Source organism: Pseudovibrio sp. SCP20 (assembly GCF_057774105.1).
The window spans coordinates 1-15,467 of record NZ_JBYMDH010000002.1; the positions used below are offsets into that span (position 1 = coordinate 1).

At 53.1% G+C, this 15,467-nt stretch carries 13 protein-coding genes; 8 read left to right on the top strand and 5 right to left on the bottom strand.

Features of this window, described 5'->3' with window-relative positions; translation table 11 throughout:
• Positions 1 to 1,036 precede the first annotated feature (1,036 nt).
• Positions 1,037 to 1,504 (top strand): cupin domain-containing protein, encoded by a 468-nt coding sequence (locus AC3CB2_RS08450; protein WP_352933002.1) that lies wholly within the window; start codon positions 1,037 to 1,039, stop codon positions 1,502 to 1,504.
• Here AC3CB2_RS08450 and ctlX read toward each other — a convergent pair.
• Positions 1,497 to 2,480, bottom strand: a complete 984-nt coding sequence (gene ctlX / locus AC3CB2_RS08455; RefSeq protein WP_352933000.1) for a citrulline utilization hydrolase CtlX — start codon at positions 2,478 to 2,480, stop codon at positions 1,497 to 1,499. The two genes, AC3CB2_RS08450 and ctlX, sit on opposite strands and share 8 nt — an antisense overlap.
• Positions 2,481 to 2,883: 403 nt before the next feature.
• On the opposite strand from ctlX, the gene AC3CB2_RS08460 reads away from it, so the two are divergent.
• The 3 genes from AC3CB2_RS08460 (at position 2,884) to AC3CB2_RS08470 (ending at position 5,673) form a co-directional block, all read left to right on the top strand.
• Positions 2,884 to 3,510: an NAD(P)H-dependent oxidoreductase gene (locus AC3CB2_RS08460; RefSeq protein WP_008548502.1), complete on the top strand. Its 627-nt coding sequence runs from the start codon at positions 2,884 to 2,886 to the stop codon at positions 3,508 to 3,510.
• A gap of 68 nt (positions 3,511 to 3,578) precedes the next feature.
• A complete protein-coding gene (locus tag AC3CB2_RS08465; protein WP_352932998.1) occupies positions 3,579 to 4,367 on the top strand; it encodes a creatininase family protein in 789 nt (262 codons plus the stop codon).
• Positions 4,368 to 4,467: 100 nt separating this feature from the next.
• Entirely contained in the window at positions 4,468 to 5,673 is a 1,206-nt protein-coding gene (locus AC3CB2_RS08470; RefSeq protein WP_352932995.1) for a hypothetical protein, read from the top strand.
• A gap of 6 nt (positions 5,674 to 5,679) precedes the next feature.
• Here the strand turns inward: AC3CB2_RS08470 and AC3CB2_RS08475 are convergent, their stop codons facing one another.
• Together AC3CB2_RS08475 and AC3CB2_RS08480 are read right to left on the bottom strand one after the other, a co-directional pair.
• Positions 5,680 to 6,465: a nucleotidyltransferase family protein gene (locus AC3CB2_RS08475; RefSeq protein ID WP_352932993.1), complete on the bottom strand. Its 786-nt coding sequence runs from the start codon at positions 6,463 to 6,465 to the stop codon at positions 5,680 to 5,682.
• 247 nt (positions 6,466 to 6,712) lie between these two features.
• Positions 6,713 to 7,390: a nucleotidyltransferase family protein gene (locus AC3CB2_RS08480; RefSeq protein ID WP_352932991.1), complete on the bottom strand. Its 678-nt coding sequence runs from the start codon at positions 7,388 to 7,390 to the stop codon at positions 6,713 to 6,715.
• Positions 7,391 to 7,793: 403 nt separating this feature from the next.
• Between AC3CB2_RS08480 and pyrC the strand changes: the two genes are divergently transcribed.
• The 3 genes from pyrC to AC3CB2_RS08495 all read left to right on the top strand — a co-directional run bounded on the left by pyrC (position 7,794) and on the right by AC3CB2_RS08495 (position 12,941).
• The gene (pyrC, locus tag AC3CB2_RS08485; RefSeq protein ID WP_352932989.1) at positions 7,794 to 8,846 is read left to right on the top strand and encodes a dihydroorotase; all 1,053 of its coding nucleotides are present in this window, start codon (positions 7,794 to 7,796) and stop codon (positions 8,844 to 8,846) included.
• Positions 8,847 to 9,031: 185 nt separating this feature from the next.
• On the top strand, positions 9,032 to 9,727 hold the full coding sequence (locus AC3CB2_RS08490; RefSeq protein WP_014283731.1) for an orotate phosphoribosyltransferase: 696 nt from the start codon (positions 9,032 to 9,034) through the stop codon (positions 9,725 to 9,727).
• 346 nt (positions 9,728 to 10,073) lie between these two features.
• The gene (locus AC3CB2_RS08495) at positions 10,074 to 12,941 is read left to right on the top strand and encodes a M16 family metallopeptidase (RefSeq protein WP_352932987.1); all 2,868 of its coding nucleotides are present in this window, start codon (positions 10,074 to 10,076) and stop codon (positions 12,939 to 12,941) included.
• 55 nt (positions 12,942 to 12,996) lie between these two features.
• On the opposite strand, the gene AC3CB2_RS08500 is transcribed toward AC3CB2_RS08495, so the two are convergent.
• A complete protein-coding gene (locus AC3CB2_RS08500) occupies positions 12,997 to 13,797 on the bottom strand; it encodes an MBL fold metallo-hydrolase (RefSeq protein ID WP_352932985.1) in 801 nt (266 codons plus the stop codon).
• Between the two features lie 116 nt (positions 13,798 to 13,913).
• On the opposite strand from AC3CB2_RS08500, the gene AC3CB2_RS08505 reads away from it, so the two are divergent.
• Positions 13,914 to 14,906, top strand: a complete 993-nt coding sequence (locus AC3CB2_RS08505; protein WP_352932983.1) for a GlxA family transcriptional regulator — start codon at positions 13,914 to 13,916, stop codon at positions 14,904 to 14,906.
• On the opposite strand, the gene AC3CB2_RS08510 is transcribed toward AC3CB2_RS08505, so the two are convergent.
• On the bottom strand, positions 14,903 to 15,388 hold the full coding sequence (locus AC3CB2_RS08510; protein WP_054783052.1) for a RidA family protein: 486 nt from the start codon (positions 15,386 to 15,388) through the stop codon (positions 14,903 to 14,905). The two genes, AC3CB2_RS08505 and AC3CB2_RS08510, sit on opposite strands and share 4 nt — an antisense overlap.
• Positions 15,389 to 15,467: the final 79 nt, after the last annotated feature.

Genomic DNA, 15,467 nt, shown 5'->3' on the forward strand with positions numbered 1-15,467 from the left:
TGAAAAACGTAAATCAAGTCAGTTATTCCGTAACAGTAACATCCGAAAATGTTACCCGCGAATAACCGCCGTCCACGTTTCTCTTTCTATATCATATTCAATTGTCAAAGAACTGGGCTCTCACCCGCACTCAAAAGAGTAAATCACTCACAAACTCAATCATCTCTGATTGAGCTGAGCGATCAATCCTTTCGAGGAACTCAAGAGCGCGTCGTCCCGTCGCCGGCAGCGCCGTCGCTCTCGATGAGCTGGGTTATAGGCCTGAGCCCTCAAACCGTCAACCTATAAACGACAAAAAAACGCAAAAACATCACCAACCTATGTGCAAAACATAACCAACCCGCAGAAATCTGCCGATTAAGTTCTCAACAGTCACATTCAAGAAAACTTAGTCCCATCAAACTCACGCAGCGGGAGGGTTTAACCGGCTTTCAAAGCAAGCTGTTATTCCCGCTAATTCACCCACGAAACATTCCCCCTTGTTCCTTCCCCATACCGACTCGGGGAGAACATTACAGGAATAGACCGCGATCAAAACACGCTGCATGCTTTCCCAACACTTGCAAGCGTTGCGGAGCAATCCGAGTTCTTTGACAATTGAATAGGTCGACAGTGTATGGGGCAGCTCATAACTGTTAGCTCGAAAATGGAAACGGGTGTACTGCACCTTTTGCGTTATTTAGTGCGTTCGTTTGAAAGATACCGCATTTGGCGACACTGCTATGTTTAGATCAGTCTTTTTAGGAAGCGGTCTACGGTGCTCTTAATTGAAGAGCTAGACACTCGTACCTCGCATGAGGGGCATGTGAATACGTCCAACTTGTTATCACCGTATCCAATCTTATCCTCTCGCTTCTTAAATCTATCCGCCCCCTGCATTTAGAAATGTCTCTGAAGAAGATGGAGGCAAAAAGAACAAGAAAGAGATGCGTTGCTTCTTAACTGAGCGCTTCACCAGTGATTTAGGATGCTTTCAGATGAAGGCACCTGTGGTTTTCTGTTGGGGTATTGTCTGCGCGGAACATCGGAGAGCCCCATGAAGACCATTGCACTCGCAACTGCGACACTGTTTTTTACCGGTTTAGCTACTTCCGCATATGCAGGCCAATGCCCTCCGGGACAAGAAGGCTCCGCAATTGATGACAGTGCCCCCACGGAGAACTATCTGGTTGAGACTGAGGAGTTGGATGCGATTGACCTTGGCAAAGAGAAGGTCAATATTCCAAACCATAACTTGCGCATGCGCACGATAACGGTTCAACCTGGTGGGCACGTTTTGCTTCACGGCCATGAAAACCGGCCAGCTCTGGCGCTGGTTACAGAAGGTGAGTTTGTGGAATACAGCAATGAATGTGGTGTGCCGGTCATTCATAAGCTTGGCGAAGTGATCAACGAGAATTCCAATGTTCAGCACTGGGTCAAAAATAACGGCGACACGCCAGCTGTTCTGACGGTCACCGATATTGTTGACTTAACTGATACTCAGCAGGGAAACTTTAAGTAGCCTCGACAAGCTTCTCTGCTTCCACTTCGGTTTCGCGCTGGTTCAGGTGAATACCAGCCATGGCACAGCGGGCTGAACCGCCTGCTTGCTCGATGGTATCCAGCTTCAACTGGACGATCTTTGCGCTCTGCTCGATTAGATCGACCTGCTCCTGTTTCAATGAAGCATAAGCACCCTGAGACATAGCAAGCAGCAAACCTTCCGTTTTGCTGTGCAACTCAATTGCACGGCCTGCACATGCTGCAATCTGATCATTGGTCAGATGAACAACCTGACGACCGGACTGCTCGAGGCGGGTGATGATCTCTGCTTTTTTCGCAGGGTCGGTAATCATATCTGAGCCGAGCAGCGCCACACCGGTGCCGATGCACAGGATAGAGTTGGTGTGGGCAACAGGATTGCCCTCAGCATCCTGAGCCTCAAAGATAACAGGCTCATATTTGAAGTGATTGCAGAACTGCTCCAGAGCCTGACGATCCGCGTGATTGCTTGGTACAGCGTAAACAACGCGCTCGACATTATCGAACACCATTGCGCCGGTACCTTCGAGAAACTGCTGCTCTTCTTCCAGCTCGGAATAGTCGACGACATCCTGAACACGGTATTCTGCTTTTAGCAGATCAATAACGTCTTCACGGCGTTCTTTCCGGCGATTTTCAGCGTGCATTGGATAGATTGTGACATACCCACCTGCATGAGTAGACAGCCAATTGTTCAGAAACACTGAATGCGGGGTTTCGCGGGACTTATCCTCAAACAGATGAACATCCACACCGTGCCGGATCAGTTCATCGGCTGCGGTTGAGATCTCTACATATGCCTGTTCGGCAAAATCAATATCTGCCTGCGCTTCACCAATAAGACTTCTAGAACTGCTCTGCCCAGCATCTTTGCTTGTGCTGAAAAACAAAGGGCGGATCATAACAACGGCGGAAGGGGCCTGAACGGATCGGAGAGTAGGTCTGTGAATCGTCATTGGTTCTGCTTCTTATTTGATGAGTTACACAGTGCACCATTCATCGGGCGCAGATTTTTCTTTTGGGAGGATTGGCGCGATTGTCTTTGTGTGGCGACTTCGCTTTTTTCTTTTTGGCTGCTCACCTCCTCCAAGTGATTGCCAGCCTGTTTCTGATTTATCTTTCAGAAAGTACACACTAAAAAATATACAAAATTGTGTAAATATTGAGGCATTACATAAAACGGCCCCAGAGTCAGCCTTTCAAATACTCGTGATTACTGAGGTTAGGCCTTTAATGTCATTAGCTTATGGAAAATCTCAGCTGAGTTAGGGAGGATTACGAACTAGACGGTTTTTGTGCGATCATGAAGATTGAAGCTACAGAGAATTTGGTTTGCTCCTGCCTTGGTATATGGCTTGAATGGACCGCACTACATTTGAACCGGACAAAAACATGCATGCTCTGATCGTCTATTGCCACCCCAACACTGAGAGTTTCAGTAAGGCCGTTCTTGAACAGGTGGTGACGACGCTCAACCACCAGCAAATCAGCTTTGATGTGATTGATCTTTATGAAGATGATTTTCAACCTGTTTTGACAAAGAGCGAGCTGGACAACTATCTGGACACCGCGCAGAACCAGCAGGGCATTGAGCATCATATTGACGCTTTGAAACGGTGTGACACACTCATCTTCATTTATCCGACGTGGTGGTATGGGCTGCCAGCAATGATCAAAGGATGGCTGGACCGAGTGTTTGTGCCGGGTGTCGCCTTTCGGCTCACCGAGGAAGGCGCGATCAAGCCAAATTTGCAGAACATTAAGAAACTTGCCGTTTTTACCACCTGCGGGGCTCCAAGATGGCTTAGTTTTCTAATGGGTACTCCCGGCAAAAAGACCATTTTGCGCGGCGTACGTTTGCTTTGCAGCCCTTGGGTAAAAACCAGATATGCGGCTCACTATAATATGGACAGCTCCACGGATACGTCGAGAAGCCGACATCTAAAGGTGATTGAACGGAAGACCCGAGGCCTTTGCAAAGCCTAGAGAACAGCCCTCATCTCTGCTCAATGATCAGATATACTTGAGGGCAACCAAATAGTGAGGTGCTTGCTATGTTTCCTCGACGCTATTGGATGGATTTCAAGACAACGGACTTTGAGAGTATCGATCCTCAAAGGACGATAGCGATCTTGCCGACGGCTTCTGTTGAACAGCATGGCCCTCACCTGCCCCTTGGTGTGGACACCTATATCAACCAGGGTATGCTGGAAACGCTTTGTGCCCGGGCACCGGAAGCCCTGGACTTTCGCATTTTGCCGCTGCAATGCATCGGAAAATCTGACGAGCACATTCATGCGCCCGGTACATTATCATTGCGGGCGGATACCGCGGCCAAGCACTGGATAGATATTGGCACTTCTGTTGCGGCTTGTGGCATTCGGAAGATGGTGATCGCCAACTCTCATGGGGGTAATCTTGATCTGATCGGGATTGTTGCCCGCGAGCTGCGCATTCGTAGCAAGATGCTGGTTGGGAAATGTCATTGGTCCAGTTTTGGCGCTCCGGGCGGCATGTTCAGCGAGGAAGAGCTGAAGTTTGGTTTGCATGGTGGAGATGAGGAAACCTCTCTCATGCTGCACTTCCGGGCGGATCTCGTTGATATGCAAAGAGCGCAAGATTTCCGATCTTCTGCGCAGGATCTGGATGAGAATGCCCGCCTTGGCCCAACCGGGCTGCCGTCTTATGGCTGGATCGCCTCTGATCTGAACCCACACGGCACGGTGGGCAATGCAGCGAACGCGAGCTCCGAAAAAGGGCGCTTGACCGCGGAACATCAGGTCGATGGATTTATTGGTTTTCTGCAGGAAACAACGGATTTTGATATTAGCCGGTTTGATTGATGAGTCAGATGTGCTGAACTCTTAAAAAGTCAGCGCTCGTGATTGAGCCGTTGTTTTGCATTTGAATTGTCGACAGGACTGCCACCTCTGGAGTCGAGTTATGTCTTTTTTGAGAGTGTGTTTGATCTTTCTTCTCACATTGTTTGCTATGCCGACGGCTGGATTTTCGCAGGAAGCCCTAAGCCTTTCCGATGGTCAGAGATGGCTTGTTTTTGCCAGCAGGCAGGATGCCACTGAGGCCGTGCAGTTAGCTGAAAGTTATAAAGACGCTTTGCAGGGCACTGCTTATGAAGACAAAGTTCGCGTGGTGCGATCGGACAATGGGTGGTTTGCCGTTGTGGTTGGCCCAGCGCACTTCAAGAGCATTCGACTGGCCAGAGCGGAGTTCAACACTATACTGCCAGAAGATGCCTACCTTTCTCGGGGGCGGCGATATGTTGAAACGGTTTGGCCCGACAGAGACCGGCAGTTCGATGAGTTTGAAAATCAGGCACATTTTACGCTGGAGCTGGAAAAACTGCGGGTGAATGCGGACCTCATTGTTGAGCAGGCTGACCCCAATGATGAATTTTCGAAGAACTCCCACGTGCGTGTTGCTGGTTGGGTTGGACGCGACAAGGTGTTTTCGTTTGAGACTGAGCCGAGTTACTACCCCGAGTATGGGCAGAGCGTTGAACTGATCCGGCTCGCCAATGAGACAGAGCTGCCGCAGGTCATTATTAAGCGCTTTACGGGCGGTGCTCATTGTTGCGTGGAGCAACATATCATCACGCAGGACCGAAATGGCGGTTGGGCCATGGTTCAAGGAGCCGTGCTGGACGGGGCTTATGGCTACAGCTTTGAGGATCTGGACGGCGATGGCAGCGTTGAACTGGTGCGCTCAGACAACAGCTTCCTTTATCTGTTTGCGCCCTATGCGGGTAGCTTTGCGCCGCTGTTTGTTGAGAAGCTCTCCTTCGATGAGATTATGGATGTGAATCTGGATCCGGCATATCAATCAGCATTTCGTAAAGAACTGGCCTACTTGGAAGAACGGGCCCAGTCAGATCCTGCGCTATGGGGAGAGAACGGGTTCCTGGCCGCCTGGGCAGCTGTTCGTGCGCGTTTGGGGGAAGGCATGGCGGCGATTGACGAGGCAACCGAGAAAAGCCGCGGGGATGAAGACGATTTCCGCAAGTTCGTGTGCCCGGATGGCTCACCAAGTTCTGCCTGCGATTATGAGAATGCGATTGCGCTGCCGTTCCCTGTTGGTTTGACGGTGCATCTGATTGAGCAAGGGTATTTGCCAGTTCAATCGCGGCCTTAAGCTGCCTTACCTGAACGCAATCCCCGGCCACATGGCTTCGACGCGGCGGAGTTTGTAGAGGAAGTGTTCTTCGTCGCAGTAACCGGTGTTGCGTTCCATTTTCATAGCGAAAACGCCAGAGAGGCCGAAGGGTGCCAGTACGGTAAACGCACCGCTGGTTTCGAGGCGGATGCCGAGGGCGTAAGTCTGGACGGGATCACGTACCAGTGCTTCAGCCGTGCAGGTGACAGGCGTGCCGTTGCTCATGCTGTCTTTATCGTGATGGACAACATGGCCGGCCTGATTGGACAGGTGCACCTGATAAGGGCCTGCGCTGAGGACTTGGCGGATGTGGCGCAGGTAGGTGGCTTCTTTTTCCAGCGCTTGATCAGAGGGATCGTAATAGGTGATGTAGAGCTGGTGGTTGCCTGCCATGGCGGGTTTGCCCTTGAGTGCTGTCCAGAGTGGCCAAGCGATGGAGGGGCCGGAGATGCACCAGTCCGGGAGACGGAGGGATCGGATGCCTTTCATGGCGGCGATCAGGTGGGCGTTGGAGCGCAGAACCAGTTCGAGGAGGCGTGTGCGTTCGTCTTCGCTGGTCACTTGAGGATCCGCGAGGGCTGCCTGGTCCAGATACTCCAGGTTGGCATTGGCCAAAGCTGATGGACGCATTAATTTCGGCATTGCCTTGATAACGCTTGCACCGGTTATTCCCTGAACATCAGGCGCTGAAATGAGGCGCTGGTGATGCTCTACTTCCTTGAACTTGCGCAGGTCCTTTTTCGGGAGCCTGTGATTGACTTCCGGGGACATGCCCTACTCTTTCTAACTACTAAAAGATTCCAATGAGATAATCCATTGGTGGGTTGGGGGTTGGTAAACAATGTTGAGGATCAATTTTGCGGAGGTCGCTAGCATGGGGACTGGAAGACATCGGCTTAGGCACAGAGAAACGTACGCTGTTTTAAACGAATGATTGGGAACTTGGGTGGTTTTTGGTGGGTTAAGAGTGTCTTTGGCTTTGGCTCACTTGTTGGTCTTGAGGGGGGAAACGCTCAGGTTACCATGGGACTATTTTGAGTTCGGGCCAGTGCTTGGTGAGGCGGGTGGCTTTTTGGGTGAAGGTTTGCTGGTTGGGCAGGACCTTGTTGGGGAGCATCTGCATCTGGAAGATAGGCTCCAGCCCGAAGGGGGCTTCGATCTGCAGGCGGTCGTCGTCGTGCAGGCGGGCGGCGACGGAGTGGGTTGTTGAGGCGTAGTAAAGCAACGATTCCAGCGAGCAGCCGAGTTTGGGGTAGTCCATGCCGAAGTGCTTGGGAAACCAGAGATGCACGCGGGCCTGATTGCGGATTTCGACTGGAAGGCCCAGCGGTTCGCAGGATTTGGTGAGCTGTTTGATGACGCGGTCTTCTGCTTCATAGGATGTGTCGGCTTCATCATGGTAGATCAGGTCGTAATCCTTGATGCCGTGGCCTGCGTCCCTGCCCGTCAGTGCATTCCAGACGCTTTGGTAGATTGCGCCGGAGGCGAGCCAGGCATCTGGCAGCCCCGCATCACGCAGGACTTTCAGCAGATCATAAAGGGCGGTGGAGCGGATGACCTCTTCGATAAAATACACGCGCCCCTGCTCACCTGCGCCATGGTGAACAGGGGAGACACGTGTTGGCAAGGAGGGGATCTTCTCCTTGGGAGTTGCATAGCCGGATGGGGCGGAGGTCGCAGAAACTGACATGGACATGATTTTCATTTGAAAGAGATCAAGCTGCGAAGACTGCCGTAACGACTCGCCCTCAAAAACCAGAACTAAGAGTGAATTAATTTAGTACATAACAAGAACATTATGATAATCTACCACCCAAATCAATCCATGCAAATTTGGGGCTTGGCTGCCTGCGAGAATTGACAGGTAGATTCGCTCAGGGTTTGTGCGGGGTGCTTTCGACCCACGAAGATGTGGATAGCAGAAACTGCATGACCGCCTTAATTTTGACTGGTTACGCAGCGCATTTCACCCGAAGGTCCAGTTCCCTTGCATACGTATTTGTGCGAGATGCTCCCGAACCGCAGATTTTCCTTGAGATTTGGTGGCATTGGGCAGTAAACCGATGTCGCGCAGCCTTTCGACCACACGGAGCATGAAGATGACCGAGACCCGCCTGACCATTAGAAGGCCTGATGACTGGCACCTGCACTTACGTGATGGCGACATGTTGAAGTCCGTTTTGCCATCAACGTCGGCAAACTTCGGACGCGCGATTATCATGCCCAATCTGGTGCCGCCTGTAGTCACCAGTCAGGATGCTGAGGGTTACCGGGATCGCATTCTGGCAGCGATGCCAGAAGGCCACGACTTTACTCCACTTATGACGCTTTATCTCACCGAGACCACGGATGCAGATGATCTGGAGCAGGCCGCCAAGTCTGGTCTGGTGACAGCCGTGAAGCTTTATCCTGCTGGCGCGACAACCAACTCGCAGAGTGGTGTACGCAACTTTGACAAGGTGGCTGGCGTTCTGGAGCGGATGGCAGAGATTGGTCTGCCGCTTCTGGTGCATGGTGAAGTGACCACACCGGACGTGGACATCTTTGACCGTGAAGCAGTGTTCATTGAAACTGTGCTGGACCCGATCCGCCGCAAGTTTCCTAAGCTGAAAGTGGTGATGGAACACATCACGACAGAAGAAGGTGTCAACTACGCCAAGTCTGGCGGTGACAATCTGGGCGCGACGATCACCACGCACCACCTGATCATCAACCGCAATGACCTTCTCGTCGGTGGCATCAAGCCTCACTTCTACTGCCTGCCGGTGGCGAAGCGTGAAAAGCACCGCCTTGCTCTGCGGGCCGCGGCGACCTCCGGTGATGCACGGTTCTTCCTTGGCACAGACAGTGCTCCGCACCTTGACCAGAACAAGCTGTGCGAGTGTGGCTGTGCGGGTATTTTCTCTGCACTCAACACAATGAGCTGTCTGGCGCATGTGTTTGAAGAGGAAGGTGCGCTCGACAAGCTTGAGGCCTTTGCCTCGCTCAACGGCCCGGCGTTTTATGGCATGGCGCCCAACACAACCACCGTTGATCTGGTGAAGACCGATGAGAAGGTTGTTTACCCGCCGAACATTCCGACGCCGGAAGGGCCGGTGACCCTCTTCAATCCGGGATTTGATATATTCTGGAAGGTTGAGAACGAGAAATAAGTTTCAAAGCAGTTTGCACCTAATATGGCCGGGGCAAGCTGCTTTTTTTTGATGTGAACGCGGGCGACTTCTGCATCAGATCCCCGCCCGTGTTTCAGATCTTTGTTTGTGCGCGTATTCCCGAGGACCGGAACAGCTTTTCGGGAGCACGCTCTAAACCACCTACTGTGACTTGAGGGACAGCGATGTTTTCCAATTCTTTTCCTGACCGCGAAGTGATGGCGGAACTGACCGCAAAAATGCTCATGGAAATCAAGGCGGTGAACTTCCGTCCAGAAGAGCCGTACATTCTGGCTTCCGGCCTTGCGAGCCCGGTTTATATCGACTGCCGCAAGCTGATCTCCTACCCACGCATTCGCGGCACCCTGATGGAGTTTGCTGTAGCAACTCTGCTGCGTGATGCGGGCTTTGAGAAGTTTGATGCGATTGCAGGTGGCGAGACTGCTGGCATTCCGTTTGCTGCATGGATTGCAGACAAAATGGCCCTGCCGATGCAGTATGTACGCAAGAAGCCAAAGGGTTATGGCCGTGACGCGCAGATCGAGGGTGACATCCACGAAGGGCAGAACGTGCTGCTGGTGGAAGACCTGACCACGGATGGCGGTTCCAAGATCAAGTTCTGTGAAGCGCTGCGCACAGCTGGTGCTGAAGTGACCGACACGCTGGTGGTGTTCTACTACGACATCTTCCCGGAAACGAAGGGCAAGCTGGCAGAGCACGGCGTGAACCTGCACTACCTTGCCACCTGGCACGACATCCTGCGTGTTTGCCGCTCCAACGACTACTTCTCTCCTGAGAAGCTGAATGAAGTTGAGAAATTCCTCAACAACCCGCTGGAATGGTCCGCAGCCAACGGCGGCGTCAGCGAGCTTCCGATTTAATGGATTACGGCCTGACAAACTGACTCAAAGAAAACGCAGGGCTTTGGCTCTGCGTTTTTTGTTGGGTGAGCTCTTTTGATGTCCCCGCCTGCGCTGCTTTGCCACAAAAGCAACATGAAGCAAAAGCATATGAAAAACAGCGAAGTTTATGATAATTACGCTGATGTAGCTTTTGCCAAACCAAGCTCTTACGGGACACTCGGGTTCAGCTCGCACTCAAACAACTGGATTTCTTGCAGATCCACTGCGTGCAAAGCATGGGGTTGTGCTGTGTTGAACAGCAGCACACGTGGGGCGCCATTACAAAAGCAAACAAGCGATTCTGGCGGCACGCAGGGAAGAAAATATGCATGTAATCCGACACCTTATGGTGCCAGCACTGCTGAGTACCGGACTGGCCTTTTCTGTTCCTGTTTTCGCGCAGGATGCTGCCACGCCGCCTCAGCCCAAGCCGACTGCCGCTGCCCAGCAATCACAATGGTTTCCCGAAACAGATCTGAAGCTGCATCCGCGCGTTATCTCACGCCAACTGCCCAATGGCATGCGCTATCTGATGGTGCAGAGCCAATCACCGAAGAACCAGATTGAAGTTCGCATGGCGGTTGATGCTGGCTCTTCCCTTGAAAAAGCACTGGAACCGGGCACGGCGCACTACCTTGAACACATGGCGTTTAACGGTTCCACCAACGTGCCGGAAGGTGAAATGGTTGCCTTGCTGGAACGTGAAGGGCTGGCTTTTGGTGCCGGAACCAATGCAACAACCACGTTGAACACCACAACCTATCGCCTGTCCCTGCCCTCCGCCGATGCTGAGCTGTTGGATACGGCCCTGTTCATCATGCGTGAGACAGCCAGTGAGCTGACGCTTTCTGACAATGCGATTGATCGTGAGCGCGGGGTTGTTGCCTCTGAAATTCGCGGCAATTACGGGCCGGGTTATGACGCGATGGTTTCCCGTTTTGCCTTCCTTTATCCGGGCATCAAATCACGCACCCTACTGCCAGTGGGCACCATGGAAGGCATTGATGCCATGGATCAGGCCACGCTGCGCGATTTCTACCAGAATTACTACACACCGGGCAGAACCACTCTGGTGATCACCGGTGACATTGATGTACAGGCAACTGACGCTGCTATTCAAAAACACTTTTCGGATTGGAAGCGTCCTGCCAATGCAGAAGAGCTGGACAGCAAAGAACCTGATTTTGGCACACTGCAGGTGGCGCAAGAACCACGTGCAGCCATCTTCGTTGAGCCTTCTTTGCCAACCGTGGTGAGCCTCTATCTGGTCAAGCCTTCTCAGGAACGTGTCGACAATCTACAGACCCGCATTGATAACGCAGTGCGCGGTATCGGGATCAGCATTTTGCAGGAGCGCCTGCGTGATGCAGCGCTTGCTTCTCATGACACCATGGTGAGTGCCGGAACAAGCTACTATCACGAAGACTTTGCAGACACGATTGTTGCCAGCGCGACGCTTGCCACAGACAAATGGCGGGAAGGCTTTGCGCTGCTGGAGCAGAAGCTGCGCCAAACTCTGGCTTATGGCGTGACACAGGAAGAAGTGGACCGCCAGTTGGTGGACCGGCTCAATTCTTTGGAAGTTGCCCTGAAAGCAGAAGAGACGCTGCCAAACCGGACCATTGCCAATATTCTGGTGCGTGATGTGCTCAATGAGCGGGTTACCACTTCATCCGCTGATAATCTGGTGTTCTTCAAAGAGCACTTATCTGACTTGAAAGCAGCGCGGGTTTCTAAGGCTCTGCTGGAGCTTTGGGACAACGCAAAGCCGAACCTTTTCATGACCACTGCTGAGGCTATTCCAAATGCAGAGGAGACGCTCCTTTCTGTGTTTGCAGAAAGCCAGAAGCAGCCAGTTGCAGCTTTTGAGGCCAAGGCTCTGAGCAGCTTTGATTATGAGAGCTTTGGTGAGACAGGCAAAGTGGCTCAGCAGACCATCAGCAGCTTTGGCCAGATCCGCTCCTACACTTTTGAAAACGGTGTGGTGCTGAACTTCAAGCAGACGGATTTTGACAAGGGCAAGGTGTTTGTTTCTCTGCGCACCGGCCACGGTATTGAGGATTTGCCTGCTGACAAGGATGGTTTGGCAGGTTTTTTCCAGAGCGCGTTTATTGTTGGCGGGCTTGGCAAGTACTCGGTTGCGGATCTGGACAAGGTTCTTTCCGGAACACAGGTTGGTGTTGGTCTTTCCTTTGGTGAGGATGGCATTTCCGGCCAGTACAGCACGACGCCGGACGATCTGAAACTGCAGCTGCAGGTGATTGCGGCGTATCTGACAGATCCGGCTTATCGTCCTGAGGGCGCGGCGTTTTACAAGAAGAGCCTGAAAGAAGCCTACAAGCACTCCCGCATTTCGCCGGAGGCTGTTCTGGGCCGTGAGTTCTCACGTATTCTCCATGGCGGTGACAAGCGCTGGGGCACAGGCACCGAAGAGGAGCTGTTGCAGCGGAATTATGAGGAGCTGAAGCCGATCATCAGCCGTATTGCGCAAAACGGGCCGGTGGAAATTGGCATTGTGGGTGATCTGGAGGTTCAGGTGGCGCTTGATGCGGTTGCGGAAACCTTTGGCGCTTTGCAGCATACCTATGAGGTTCCTGCGCACAGCTATGCGGCTGGCATTGCGTTTCCTGATGCGCAGGCGGTGTCTCTGACGCACGAGGGCGACAAGGATGCGGCGCTGCTGCAGTATTACTGGAAGACCAGTGACGATGCAGTTGCAGCGCAGAGCTATACCCTGCAGCTGCTGCAAGGTGTGATGGAGCTGCGCTTGCGCGATAAGCTGCGTGAGGCGATGGGTGCCTCTTACAGCCCTTACGCCTTCAACCTGAACTCCAACACGATCAAAGACTTCGGCTACATTGGCCTGTCCAGCTCACTCAAGGTAGACGATGTTGAGGTGGCGGAGACCGTGTATCAGGATATCGTCAAAGGGTTGCAGGTGACGGGCAACATCACGGAGGATGAGCTGCTGCGCGCACGCCAGCCAATCCTTGAAGCGATGAACAACGCCGAGCACAGCAACGGGCTGTGGTTTGAGCTGGCCAGTCAGGCAGTGAGCTACCCGGAAGCGATCCAGCGCTATCAGGATTACACGAAGATCCTGAAACAGATTACGCCAGAAGATCTGGTGGTGGCCGCCACAGATTATCTGGTGCCTGAGCGAAATGTGACGCTGAAGATTTTGCCTGAGTAAGGTGAGTTGAAAAACGCAGGGTTTAGGCCCTGCGTTTTTGTTTGGTGCTGGCAGTCTATATAGCCTGCGCAAAGGCGGGTTCGGCGCTGAAGCTGAGGGTTTCGCCGTCGGCGGGGATCAGGAGTTTCTCGCTCAGGCCTGCTTTTTGGGCTAGCTCTCGCAGTTGGGGGCGGGTGACCGGGCAGTGGTTGATGGCTTCTAGGTGGTTGGCGATCACCTTTCCGGGGGCGATCCTGATGAACTCCATGATCTCATCCAGTGACATGAGGATGTCCTTGCCGATGTCCAGACTGGCGTTGCCTGCTGCGACGACGGCGATGTCCGGTCTCAGCGTTTTGAGGCAATGGCGGACGTCTTTGGTGAGGATGGTGTCACCGGAGATATAGAGGGTGGGGGCGCCCGGGAGTTCCAGAAAGTAGCCGACACCCGGCCCCATGAACCTTGCAATCCATCCGTAGCCATGGATCGTTGGGATTGGCGTGATGTGGCCGTCGAAAAACGGCTGGCGGTGCTCATCTTTGAGCGGAACTGTTGGAATGCCTTTCTTACCGATGAAAGTTTCATCATCCAGACGGCAGAAGACTGGGATTTTCTGAGACAGCAGGAATTTCTTGGCGGCGCCATCCAGATGATCGGAGTGCCCCAACTGGCAGTGAGTGACTAAGGCAGCGGTGATGCCTTGCAGATGGTCTTGCGCAACATCAGGCAGCGGGACCATAGGGTTCCGGCGGCTTTTGTGACGAATGAAGCTGTAGCTGGGAAGCGAGCCTACTTTGCCCAGCATGGGGTCCACCAGAATCCGGTGCTGTTCATGCTGGATGATGAGGGTTGCGTTGCGAAGAAAGTGAAGTTCCATCCTGACCTGCCGCTCTTAAAACTCGTCGGTATCTCCTGATCCTAGTTTTTGACGTGAAAGCTGATATAGTCTGACTAGACATAAACCATACATAATCCGCCAAGTGAGACCTAAGCATGCCTTCCACCATTGCCATATTGCTGCTGGAGAACTTTCTGGGGCTCGCGGCCTTTGGGTCAGCGGATATGTTTGAGACCGCCAACGAGATCGCCAGGGTGCGCGGTGATGAGGGCGCGCCGTTTGAGGTGAAGACTTACTCGTTGGACGGCCAGCCAGTGCGATCTTCCAACGGCATTCTGGTAACACCAGACGGTTCACTTGAAGACATCACCGCACCGGATGTTGTTTTTCTGCCGGGCATCGGCACCGCGACAGCTCCGCAATGCACGCTCAACACCAGCTGGTTTCAGGGCGTTGCGGAGACGCTTCAGCGCCTGTCTCAGGACGGTGCAATTGTTGCGGCGAGTTGCACAGGCACGTTTTTGCTGGCGGAGGCTGGGTTGCTGGATGGCAAGAAGGCGACAACGACCTGGTGGAAGCAGAAGGAGTTTTCATCCGCCTATCACGATGTTGAGTTGGATGGTGATGAGATCCTGATTGATGCGGGTAATGTGATTACCAGCGCGGCGGGGACATCGGCACTGGACCTTGCGCTCTACCTAATCAAGCGGCTGAATGGCCCTGCCCTTTCCCGGTTGTGCGCGCGGTTTATGGTGCTGGAGGAGAACCGCGGCTCTCAGCAGCCCTTCATGATCCCATGGCATCAGAAGACGCGGGATGAGACGATTGAGCGGGCGGATCAGTGGGTGCAGAACAACCTGTCCTCCCACCCCATCAAAGTGCAGGATCTGGCGGCTTTTCTCGGCATGAGCACCCGCAGTCTGTTGCGCCACTTCCAGCGCAAGCTTTCGTTGTCGCCACAACAGTTCATCCTGAACATTCGATGCGAACGCGCCAAGTCTCAGCTGGAGTATACGAACACTGCCATCGCGAAAATCGCAGAGGTGCTGGGGTATTCCGACGAGAATGCATTTCGCCGGGCCTTCCTCTCACAGGTGGGCGTTTCCCCGGCACAGTACCGGCAGAAGTTTCGCAGAGAGGCTTATTAGTCGCCGGAGGACTTATCCGGCACGACAGCAACTGCGTCGATTTCAAACTCGATGATTTCAGTCGCCAGTGCCGGGACTGGAATAAGTGTACTTGCCGGTGGACTGGCGCCGAAGATTTCACGGCGTTTTTTGTTCACGTAGTCCAGCCTGTCCTGATTGATGCCTTTGACCAGCACCGTGATCTTCACAGTGTCTTCAACACTGCTGCCAGCGGCTTCCAGCGCCTTGATTACATTCTCAAAAGTGCGATCGACCTGATCTTCAAAAGTGTTGGACCCATCTTTATCAATGCCAACCTGCCCGGCCACATAGACCATGCGGGTGTCTGGTGCGACGACAACAATCTGCGAGTAACCAGAGCTGCTTGAATCTGACAGGGTGTCCGGATTGATGATGGTTTTCTGATCTGAACTTGCCGCCAGTGCGGAACCACTGAACAGGAGTGCGGCACAAAGGCCAAGCGCTTTGCTGGTGAGTTTCATAGGGTACTCATTCTTTGATTTTGAAGTCATTCGTGATGGAGAGCCAAGCCCGGCTCTCCCAAACGCGTCGCTGGACTGC

What these genes read in the sequence shown, in the direction of transcription:
- AC3CB2_RS08450 (WP_352933002.1), top strand. Translation starts at nt 1,037, where the DNA reads ATGAAGACCATTGCACTCGCAACTGCGACACTGTTTTTTACCGGTTTA.
- ctlX (WP_352933000.1), bottom strand. Translation starts at nt 2,480, where the DNA reads ATGACGATTCACAGACCTACTCTCCGATCCGTTCAGGCCCCTTCCGCC.
- AC3CB2_RS08460 (WP_008548502.1), top strand. Translation starts at nt 2,884, where the DNA reads ATGGACCGCACTACATTTGAACCGGACAAAAACATGCATGCTCTGATC.
- AC3CB2_RS08465 (WP_352932998.1), top strand. Translation starts at nt 3,579, where the DNA reads ATGTTTCCTCGACGCTATTGGATGGATTTCAAGACAACGGACTTTGAG.
- AC3CB2_RS08470 (WP_352932995.1), top strand. Translation starts at nt 4,468, where the DNA reads ATGTCTTTTTTGAGAGTGTGTTTGATCTTTCTTCTCACATTGTTTGCT.
- AC3CB2_RS08475 (WP_352932993.1), bottom strand. Translation starts at nt 6,465, where the DNA reads ATGTCCCCGGAAGTCAATCACAGGCTCCCGAAAAAGGACCTGCGCAAG.
- AC3CB2_RS08480 (WP_352932991.1), bottom strand. Translation starts at nt 7,390, where the DNA reads ATGTCCATGTCAGTTTCTGCGACCTCCGCCCCATCCGGCTATGCAACT.
- pyrC (WP_352932989.1), top strand. Translation starts at nt 7,794, where the DNA reads ATGACCGAGACCCGCCTGACCATTAGAAGGCCTGATGACTGGCACCTG.
- AC3CB2_RS08490 (WP_014283731.1), top strand. Translation starts at nt 9,032, where the DNA reads ATGTTTTCCAATTCTTTTCCTGACCGCGAAGTGATGGCGGAACTGACC.
- AC3CB2_RS08495 (WP_352932987.1), top strand. Translation starts at nt 10,074, where the DNA reads ATGCATGTAATCCGACACCTTATGGTGCCAGCACTGCTGAGTACCGGA.
- AC3CB2_RS08500 (WP_352932985.1), bottom strand. Translation starts at nt 13,797, where the DNA reads ATGGAACTTCACTTTCTTCGCAACGCAACCCTCATCATCCAGCATGAA.
- AC3CB2_RS08505 (WP_352932983.1), top strand. Translation starts at nt 13,914, where the DNA reads ATGCCTTCCACCATTGCCATATTGCTGCTGGAGAACTTTCTGGGGCTC.
- AC3CB2_RS08510 (WP_054783052.1), bottom strand. Translation starts at nt 15,388, where the DNA reads ATGAAACTCACCAGCAAAGCGCTTGGCCTTTGTGCCGCACTCCTGTTC.